Genomic DNA, 9665 nt, shown 5'->3' with positions numbered 1-9665 from the left:
AGAGCCGTAAGCCTCCATAAGAACATACCTGTCCTTATGGAGGCTTACGGCTCTCCTTTTATGGAGCATCCTCGTCCGCTCCCGAGGCTAAAGCTCGTGAGCTAAATCCCGATTTATTTGAATCCATATCTCCAATCTCCGTTATCTTCTTCCTGCTTCGGCATATATTTATGAAGTCCCGGCTCTGAAAGGTAAGATATCAAGAGCATTGCCAGTGACGGAAATACAATCACCAGCGGAAAAGATGCCAGCACCAAAATAACAGATACGATAAGAATCAGAAACATCGGTATGCTTCTGATTATTTGTCTTACCGCAATTGCATAATTCAACTGCATGATCTTTCCAAACGTATTCGTAAACCTGGAAAATACAGGAATCAGCCAGAGCACATTCATCAGATATATAACGGTCACGATCAACATGCCAAAGGCCAGAATAAATGCAGCACTCGTTCTGCTCTGCATTAAGCCAAACACACGGTAATCAATAAGACCAATTACTGTTCCTGCGATTCCATAGACTATAGTCAGCAGAATCCCCTGCTTTAAGTTTTTCTTATAAGCTTCTTTGAACTCCTCAAGTACCTTCCCCCGGTCATAGCGGATACACTTTACCGTGGTGTGGTACATGCTCGATGTGGATGTAAGAATCGTGACAATCGGTATACATCCTATAATCCACAAAATCGTGAGAAATATCATATCAATTATTCTGCTGGTTATCGAAAAAAATTTCCCTTCTGCGCTAAAAAATCCACTCATTATTCATTTCTCCAATCTACTTTATTCTGCAGCTTAACCGCAGCCCCGCCCGCAGGGCATACCCTTTTGCTATATAATCTTATTTATATTATAACTTTTAACACAATATTGTGGGATACAAATTCTACTTTTGGGGAGAATTTTATGGGGTATTACTTTCATCTGCTTTATAAGATGATATATTTTTGATGTGGATTTTCAAAAGAGCCGAGAGCCGCCACGAATGTGACAGCTCTTAGCTCCTCGGTAGCTGCAGCCGCAGTTGTAATTGCCGCACCTATATTATTCTTTATCAAAAAGGTACATCGCCTTGGCATTCTCAACCTTAACTGCATCCGTCAGTATATTACAGGTTGAAAGAATAAAACCGTCGGGTCCCGCCTTTTTGGCCAAATCCTTCACTTCTTTTTTCACATCTTCCGGTGTTCCAAATGGAAGCAGATAATTCAGGTCTACATTTCCGATCAGGCACAGCTTATCCCCAAATTCTTTTTTCACTCTCTCGATATCCATGCCCGCCGAAGGCTGCAGTGACTGTATCGCATCAAAGCCGCAGTCCACAATATCCTGCAGGACATCATAGAGATACCCGTCGCTGTGGAAAATCACCGGAACATCTTTATACGCTTTGATCTCCCGGATCACCTTTTTGTAAAATGGGTAAGCAACCGTCTCCATGGCTTCCGGCGGCAGTAAAAGCCCTGTATTAAACGCTATATCATCTGTGATAAGAATTGCCTCTGCCCCCTTATCCAGGAACATTTTTGCCCTGCCAATCTCAAAGTCCATAATCTTATCTGCCAGTTTGGCAACAAGCTCCGGGTCTGTCATGCAGTAGCACATATAATCTTCCATTCCCAACGCCCAGTCCAACGCACTGACAGGCCCATTAATCTGGGATATCAGAAAGAAGTCCGTATTATTTTCATAAAATTCAAGCAGGTGTGATGTGGCCACAGACAAATCCGCAGTCTGATATTCTTCCACATCCTCAATATCTTCCAGTGCCGGTTTCAACAGTTGAAAGCTGTGCGGTGTTTCCTTAAATATATCATTATATGGGCTCTGATAGATTGGATACCCATCATCCGCATATCCCAGCAGAGTTTTTGGAAACTCATGCATATTAATAAAATCAAATCCCAAATCCTTACGGACATAAATCTCTTTTTCTAACGCAGACATCGGTTTTTCTACATCTGCAAGATACATTGCCATAAATCCCGGTTCAATTGCAAGTTCACCCCTTGGAATTCTGTCCACCGGTTCCCTTCTCAAAGCTGCCAGAACCCGTTCTTTCTTATTCATATGTTTTCTCCTATCTCTGTCAAGCACTTATTCAAATTCTATTGGATTTCCAATTATAGTTCGGCCTTCGGCCGGGCTGTAACGATTTCTAAACAATTTTTTCCCATGTTTCAAACACTTTAAATACATTCTGAGGATTCACGCCAACGCCAAAATCACACTGGGCGATACATCCGCCGTCTTTCCACAGCTTTTTTTTGACACTTTTGACTGCATTTTCTACATCCTCTAAGCTTCCAAACGGCAATACCTGCTGTCTGTCAATCTCTCCCCAGAAGGTAATCTTCCCACGGAATTGCTCCAATTTATCCAGTCCCATACAAAAGATCTGGGAATTCAGAGCATCAATTCCGATTTCAATCAAATCCGGGATAATATCCAGAATGTATCCGTCGGAATGCATAAATATCTTTTTATCATACTTTCTGGCAATCTCGGCATATTCCCTGTATAACGGTTTGAAAATCACCCGCCAAAGCTCCGGTGAAATCAGCAGGCTTATCTGTGTTCCCCAGTCATCCTGAATAAATAGTGCATCCACGTCTGTCTGCGCCCATGCCTTCAGCTCCTCGCAAAAGAATTGGTGAACCTTCTGAATTGCAGGCTGCATACTGTCGGGATCCATAAACAAATCCATCAATGTCTTTTCTGTTCCCGCAAGGAACTGAATCCGTTCAAAAATACGGACTGAAGAACCTGCCAGAACAAACTGCTCTGTATTTTTACAATATTCATTAATCGCATCTGCATCCAGATCCAGAAATGCCTTTGGAACAGCTATCTGCTCCGTTTCTTCCCACTCATCAGATGTAATCTGAGCGTGCTTCACTTCCCCGATAATTCCTTCAAATTTATTATCAAATACACAGCCCCATTCATCCACATAAGTACCAATTGCATATGGATCTCCCTTACATCCGCTGTCACTCTTCAAGAATCGGGGACACCACACAATATCATCCGGATAATCTTCCTTCAGCCTTTGGATTTCCTGCGGAAATTGTTCATAGGTCCACTGAATATCCCACACATGCCGGGGAGCTCTCTCCGGCTTCTTATTTTCAAGCGTCTGATAGACTAATCTTCTTGATTCTGTCATATTTTTCATCATTCCTTTCGCTTTGCTTAGGCACAAACAAGCTGTGAAGGTTTTGTCAAATTCTTTCACCTATTTCACTTCGTTCCCTCTGCCCCTAATCAAAGTGTCGTAACCAGTACTTCACAAGCACCTTCTATTTCATAATTTCCCGTATCAGCAGTTATAAAAAGACTGTCTCCCTTTCGAAACTTAAGTTCCTCTTCCCCCGCCCGGATCACGCCTTCCCCATCCAGCACCAGCATACTGACAAATGTCGTGGGGTCGACAGTTCCTGACATACGCTTCATAATTCCACCGTCCAAAACCAGTTTATCCACCGTGAAATACTCACAGGAGGCAATATGCGGCTCAAAAGATTTCTGTCTGAGAATCGGAATCCGACTGGTCACCTGCAACGCTTTTTCAATATGCAGATCTCGTTCCTTCCCGTCCTTATCTTTCCTTCCATAGTCATATACCCGGTATGTAACATTAGAATTCTGCTGAATCTCGGCAATCACATTCCCTTTTCCAATTGCATGGATTGTCCCCGGCTCGATAAACAGCACATCGCCCTTTTTTACGTACACTTTATTGAGTACATCCAGCAGCGTATTGTCCCTGATTCTCTGCTCCAGTTCTTCCGTACTCACTTCTCTGGAAAATCCATAGTACAGGCTTGCCCCTTCTTCACAGTCCACGACATACCACATCTCGGTCTTTCCATACTGTTTTTCGTTTTCCAGAGCAAACTCATCACTGGGGTGTACCTGAACCGAAAGATCCCCTGCGGCATCGATAAACTTAATCAACACTGGGAACTGTTCGAATTTCCTGGCATGCTTTCCGAGTATCTTCCTGCCCTCCATGATGATATACTCCTCCAGCGTCTCCCCTGCATATTCTCCGGCAGCGATATAGCTGGGGCCATCCTTGTGGCAGGAGAGTTCCCATGACTCCGCAAGAACCTCTCCATCATATTCTTTATGAAAATCTGTGATTAACTTTCTTCCGCCCCATAAGTAGTCTTTATAACTCGGACAAAGCTTTAAAATCGCCATACGTTCTACCTCTTATCAATTGTGCCGTATCAGTCCCTTATGGCAGACTGCCGAAAGGGATAATACAGCACTTTATTTTCATACAATTTCTTATCTGTTTAGAACTTTTAAGCAGTTACTTAATTTCAAATGTTTTTATTTCATTGGAACCTACTTCTGTCTCCCAGACATTTGCATGAACAGGATATTTTATTTCTGTCTGTTCCTCATTCAGATTACACTCTGTCACTTCCTGCACTTCGAATCCCGGTACTGACAGCCTCACCTGTGAATGGATGGTTTGCCCTGTCGGATTATACACTCTGAGAATCAGGCTGTCCCTGTCCTCACTCTTCTTAAAAGCAGACACCTGGAGATTCCGGTTGTCAATATGCAGAAGTTCCTGCTCCAGAGCCAGAGTTCCTCCTTTTCCGCCTGCAACCTGATAGGTCATAACCGGGGTATTCAGTTTCCTTGCTTCCGCATATGTTTCTGCTTCCTCCCAGTTTCCTTTGTGGGGATAGATGGCATATTCAAATTCCATTTCTCTTTGAAGCTGGCTTCCCTTCTTACCCGGGAATTCTCCGACAGCCTCCCACCAGGTCACAATCATATTCCCCATGGCACGGAACAGGGTCATATACAGTGTCTGGTCGTCCTTCATCTCATATTCTGTAAAACAGCTGTTGACGATTCCAAGCCCCTTGTTTTCATCGCTGACATCTGCAAACATCTGCATTGGCAGTGTCCTCATCTCCGGATAGAACTTGCCGTCCTTATCCATCACCGGATGCGCCGGGCGCTTATCTACACAGAAATGTCCTGCCGTATCTACTGTCTCCGCCTGAATGCCGGTCGGGAAAGCAACTCTCAGACGGTGGTTTTCCACATTGTTATCTACGACTGTCCTGACTTTCAGGCTCTTTGCACCTTTTTCTAATGTGATATAGGATACAATCTCAAATGTCTTCTTCTCTTCGCTTCGTTTGCCTTCTCCGTACACACCACATTTGGATTCAAAGCCTGCTGCCGGCAGCATCATGCTGTAACGGATTCCCAGCGTCGCTGACAGCGGACCATTGTCCTCACACCACACCTGCGCTGAGTTCGTAAGTGTTGTGTATATCTGATTGTGGTAAGGCGGATAATAGGCCCAGTAATTGCCCACATCACCTGCGTCTTCAAAATAATGCAGGTCTTCATATATTTCTCCGGTTGTCTTATCCAGCATATTCAGCGTACCGTTAAAGTTCACGGTCACTTTCAGATTCTCATTTTCCAGTACATTATCGGTAGCACAGATATCATGCCCCTCGGATTTTCTCATTTCCATCCAGTAATAATGTGTTCTCGAGAAATTGTTTTCCGGCTCCAGAACGATTGTCTTATATCCCATTGCCGGGATCACGCCTGTCTCCACATAGAATGAATGGCGGTCCGCCACGTATGGCCACGGTCTTGCCTCCAGGTCATGAACCGGGAATGCTTTCTCGTCCCTGTGAATCTCCTGAACCTTCAGCTGATTCCCATGAACGTCCTGCGCTTTCATGCTCCACACGGAATCCTCTCTCGGGGTTGCAACTGTCACCTTACAGATTTCTTTTGTTTCGAACGGATGTGGATTAAAGACGACAAGCATCTGTTTACCCTGGTTCTCTTCGCCGAAATTCATTTGACGGATGAGCCCGTATGCTGCATGGTCACACAATACCTGCCCCATCTCAATTGCCTGATTCAAGCGGTATTCAACATCATCCGCTGTCTTATCCTGGGTCACTCCATTGATGGAATCGTGGGGATGGGATTTCAGCATATAGTCCCATGCTTTCGCCAGATATCCGGACTCATAGCTATTTCCAAGCAGGAAATTAACTGCCATGAACGGCTCCGCTTTATGAATCAGCAGATTTTCTGCCTTTTTATTTAACAGCTTCAGATACATACGGGATGCAAGCGCATTTCCTGAACAGTCACAGGACGGACCGTCCCGCAGCTCTCCGAATACCGTCTTCAGGCTGTCTTTGTCCAATACTTCATGCATCTTTTCCGCATACTCTTCCAGTCTTGTATTTACGAATTCCTGTTCCGGGAAGATTTCCTTCAGATCACGGAGCATATCTGTCAGCTCTGGGTGCGGCGTTGAGAAATCGGTTCCGTCTAAATACAGGCGGTTCTCTTTAGCCGCCGTATCTTCCGTCCCTTTCTCCGTATCCAGAAATCCCTTTTCGAGCCATTCCTTTTCATAATTCATTTTAGAGGAAACCATGAAGAAATCCTCGTCAGCATGCCCGGATGCCGCGTTATGTACTGCCGTTCCCGAAAGTTCCGGGCGGTAGGCGAACTCTCCGCTCAGACAGTTGATTCCATACTTGCCGTACAGATAGGTATAGAAATAGAAATTCGCCCTGGCATTGTCGCCAAGTCTGGTTGTCAGCATTCTGGTGCCATCCGGCCCTTCCCACATGAATTCGCTTTCCGGGGCACGGTCTTTGGATACTTTTTTCGCACAGATGACAAAATCAATTCCAAATTTGTTATAAAGCTGCGGAAACTGCGCGGTCTGTCCCCATCCGAAAGAGTTATACCCAACCTTCATGCATCTGCCATGTTTCTCAGATACCCGGATTCCTTTCAGGAGGTTCCTCACCAGGCACTCTCCGTCCAGAGGGTACAGATCCGGCAGTGTGTACCATGGCCCCACTGCGATGCGGCCCTCTGCAATATAATGATCCACCTTTTCCCTGTTTTCTGGCTTTACTTCCAGATAATCCTCAATCGGCGCCACCTGTCCGTCCAGAAGGAAACAGTGATAATCCGGGTTCGTATCCAGAATCTCCAGTAACTCATCCATGAATTCAATCAGGAGCATTCTGTTTTTCCAGATTGGATATCTCCACTCCCTGTCCCAATGTGTATGGGGGATAATATAATTTGTTTTTTTCTCGCTCATTTTTTACCTCCGGCCGTCCACTCTATCAGTCTCTGTTTTCTATGTACATGAGTGTGCGGCAATATTTCCAAATAAATTCCTCTATCAGTTTCTCAATTAGTTCCTCTGTCAATTCTTCTGTCAGATTCTATAACAGTTCTAATATTTCTTCAAATGTCTCACAATATGAATTGCACATGCCCAGTGTTCCGCTCTGCTTTATGTTGCCTCCACCGATTCCGACTGTGTAATATCCTGCCAGACGGATTGAGCTGACTCCCGCGCCGCTGTCCTCAATTCCAATGACCTGCCCTCTCTGCTCGAACGGAATTCCAAGACCTATATTGGCAGTCTCCGCATAGAGCCATGGATGCGGTTTCGCTTCCAGTTCACCCAGCGTTCCTGTCCTGCCTTTACCCAAAGCCGTTCCGGCAGTAATGATGCTGTCATAGAATTCTTTTGGATCTCCCATCCCCATTGTCTGGAATGCTGACAGAATTTCAGGATATGCTTTTTCATAGAGTCCTGAGGTAACAAGGCCAATTTTCATATTTTTCTCTTTCAGCTTCAGAAGGAATTCCTTTGCTCCTGGTGTTGGAACAAAGGCATTGGGGCGTCCTTTGCCTTCCATGATGTTTTTCATCTCCAGGTTGGTATGGTAAAAATAGAATTCCCTCGCCTTTTCAATGAGCTGCTCCGGGCAATATTTATCGATGCAGTATTTCAGATGTTCCGTAACGCTGTGGCCCGAAACATACGGAATGTCTGCGTCTGTCAGTGAGAACTTTGGATTGTCCAGAAGGCTCTGTACAGTCTTTTCAATGATCCATATCCAGAATTCCTCGCTTTTTACCGTTGTTCCGTCCAAATCCATCAGCACTGCTTTGGTTTTATCTCTGACTATCGGGTAAACCGGATAGTATGCACTATATCCGACTGAAGAATTGATATATGCGATTGTCCTGTCTGCAAAACAAATCAGCTCCACCTTTTTATCCCCGGTTCGATAGATTGCATTTACGCCATCCTTCCCCGTACAAAACTGCCCGTCACTGCATACAAGCTGACTGGTAAATCCACTTTTTTCATCCAGCTTACCAAAGCCGGGTATCATATATTCTCCCATTACTTTTCCTCCTTGTTTCCATAACGATATCCAAGTTCATACATTTTAATAATCCGTTCTGTCGGTATCTCCGGCAGAAATCCCTGGGACGGTCCGAATATGAAGCCGCCGTTGTCAAACAAAGACATCGTTTCCTGTATTCTCTCTTCCACTTCTTCATCAGTCCCATCGATTAAAAGATGCATTGCATCCATGGAACCGGCAAAGTATAACTGTTCGCCAAACTGCCGTTTTACCTCTTTCAATTCCATCCCGGCCGCTGATACCTGAATCGGATGCAGTCCGTCCAGCCCGATTTCAATCAGGTCCGGAACAATCTTTACAACGCTCCCGCAGGAATGCTGCTGAACAACATACCCATAACTTTTCGCCAGATCATAGAGTCTTTTCAGTCTCGGCTTGATGAACCTGCGGAACATATCCGGGCTGTAAAGCAGGCTGTTCTGTGTACCATAGTCATCACCCATAAAATAGATCTGCATCAGGTCTCCAGCTTTTTCAAACATTCTCCGGTTGCATTCCAGATAAAAGCCTACGATTTTATCCAAAAGGATATCAACCAGCTCCGGATCATCGTACATTAACATCATAAGATTCTCCATTCCTACCAGCATGGTTGCCTGCTCTAAAAACGGACTCCACATCCCGCCAAATACGGCATAATCCTGAAACTGCTTCATTTTCTCTATATATTTATCATAATCAATCTGATCCGGGCTGGGCCAGTGATCATAATTTTCGATATCCTCCACGCTCTCCAGATGAGACAGCGGATGAGCAGCCGGAATCCCCCCGTAAACGGTCTTCTCCACGCCCCACATATCAATGAATGTTCCTTCCTCATACGCATTTCTGCTGATAAAATCATCCATACATACGCACCATCTGCAGTCAATCTGCAGTTTCTTGTGCATCTCTTCCTCGGTCTGGCAGCCCACTCCTTTGATGAGGGCCTCTGTTACATCTAACGTTGTGCAATCCATAAACATTGGAATTCTATCTACTTTTTGATGGCGAACCGCTGCCATCACACGTTCCCTGCTGTTCATAAACACTCTCCTTTATTACATTTTTCTTGATTCTATTATAATTTCTCATTGCTTTTCTTTGGACTACATTTTCTAGCAAATAGTTCAAATATTTCGGGATTTAGGTCGCGAGCTTTAGTCTCGGGAGCGGACGAAGGGGGGCGCTTACCGTGAGCCGGGACGGACTGTGAAAAACACCTGTCCTGTTGGAAATACAGCCGCTGCGCTAAGCGGCAGTAAGAGGAAATCCGCAAAATCAGTCAGAACCGAACGCATTCACCGTTTAATCTGATGATTAAACGCCTCAGGCGTTCTAAAAATCTGCTTCGGAAGCAGATTTTTTCTGACTGATTTCGCGGATTTCCTCTAACTGCCGCTATGCTCGCTAAAAG

Annotated in this window: 7 protein-coding genes; all 7 read right to left on the bottom strand. The window is 44.9% G+C overall.

The features are described 5' to 3' along the window. Nucleotides 1–113 precede the first annotated feature (113 nt). The 7 genes from HMPREF0240_RS00735 to HMPREF0240_RS00705 all read right to left on the bottom strand — a co-directional run bounded on the left by HMPREF0240_RS00735 (nt 114) and on the right by HMPREF0240_RS00705 (nt 9294). Complete coding sequence (locus HMPREF0240_RS00735) at nt 114–764, bottom strand: YesL family protein (RefSeq protein WP_009001545.1); 651 nt, start codon at nt 762–764, stop codon at nt 114–116. A 282-nt stretch (nt 765–1046) separates the two neighbouring features. Then, a complete protein-coding gene (locus HMPREF0240_RS00730; RefSeq protein WP_009001544.1) occupies nt 1047–2072 on the bottom strand; it encodes a methyltransferase MtaA/CmuA in 1026 nt (341 codons plus the stop codon). Nucleotides 2073–2160: 88 nt separating this feature from the next. Beyond that, nucleotides 2161–3171, bottom strand: coding sequence for a uroporphyrinogen decarboxylase family protein (locus HMPREF0240_RS00725; RefSeq protein ID WP_148486258.1), 1011 nt, complete (start codon nt 3169–3171; stop codon nt 2161–2163). A gap of 98 nt (nt 3172–3269) precedes the next feature. Beyond that, complete coding sequence (locus HMPREF0240_RS00720) at nt 3270–4211, bottom strand: type I phosphomannose isomerase catalytic subunit (protein ID WP_009001542.1); 942 nt, start codon at nt 4209–4211, stop codon at nt 3270–3272. Nucleotides 4212–4326: 115 nt separating this feature from the next. Next, the gene (locus HMPREF0240_RS00715) at nt 4327–7140 is read right to left on the bottom strand and encodes a glycoside hydrolase family 38 C-terminal domain-containing protein (protein ID WP_035312179.1); all 2814 of its coding nucleotides are present in this window, start codon (nt 7138–7140) and stop codon (nt 4327–4329) included. 127 nt (nt 7141–7267) lie between these two features. After that, nucleotides 7268–8245, bottom strand: a complete 978-nt coding sequence (locus HMPREF0240_RS00710) for an HAD family phosphatase (protein WP_009001540.1) — start codon at nt 8243–8245, stop codon at nt 7268–7270. Then, nucleotides 8245–9294 carry a uroporphyrinogen decarboxylase family protein gene (locus HMPREF0240_RS00705; RefSeq protein WP_035312178.1) on the bottom strand — a complete coding sequence of 350 codons (1050 nt, stop codon included), beginning with the start codon at nt 9292–9294 and terminating at the stop codon, nt 8245–8247. Before HMPREF0240_RS00705 ends, HMPREF0240_RS00710 begins: the two co-directional genes overlap by 1 nt. Nucleotides 9295–9665 lie beyond the last annotated feature (371 nt).

This window comes from Clostridium sp. D5, assembly GCF_000190355.1.
Taxonomy (GTDB): Bacteria; Bacillota; Clostridia; order Lachnospirales; family Lachnospiraceae; genus Faecalicatena; species Faecalicatena fissicatena_A.
This window is presented reverse-complemented; position numbering and strand designations above follow the sequence as displayed.

Excerpts from the sequence above, each read along its gene's own strand:
- HMPREF0240_RS00735 (WP_009001545.1), bottom strand. The coding sequence starts at position 764 with ATGAGTGGATTTTTTAGCGCAGAAGGGAAATTTTTTTCGATAACCAGC.
- HMPREF0240_RS00730 (WP_009001544.1), bottom strand. The coding sequence starts at position 2,072 with ATGAATAAGAAAGAACGGGTTCTGGCAGCTTTGAGAAGGGAACCGGTG.
- HMPREF0240_RS00725 (WP_148486258.1), bottom strand. The coding sequence starts at position 3,171 with ATGACAGAATCAAGAAGATTAGTCTATCAGACGCTTGAAAATAAGAAG.
- HMPREF0240_RS00720 (WP_009001542.1), bottom strand. The coding sequence starts at position 4,211 with ATGGCGATTTTAAAGCTTTGTCCGAGTTATAAAGACTACTTATGGGGC.
- HMPREF0240_RS00715 (WP_035312179.1), bottom strand. The coding sequence starts at position 7,140 with ATGAGCGAGAAAAAAACAAATTATATTATCCCCCATACACATTGGGAC.
- HMPREF0240_RS00710 (WP_009001540.1), bottom strand. The coding sequence starts at position 8,245 with ATGGGAGAATATATGATACCCGGCTTTGGTAAGCTGGATGAAAAAAGT.
- HMPREF0240_RS00705 (WP_035312178.1), bottom strand. The coding sequence starts at position 9,294 with ATGAACAGCAGGGAACGTGTGATGGCAGCGGTTCGCCATCAAAAAGTA.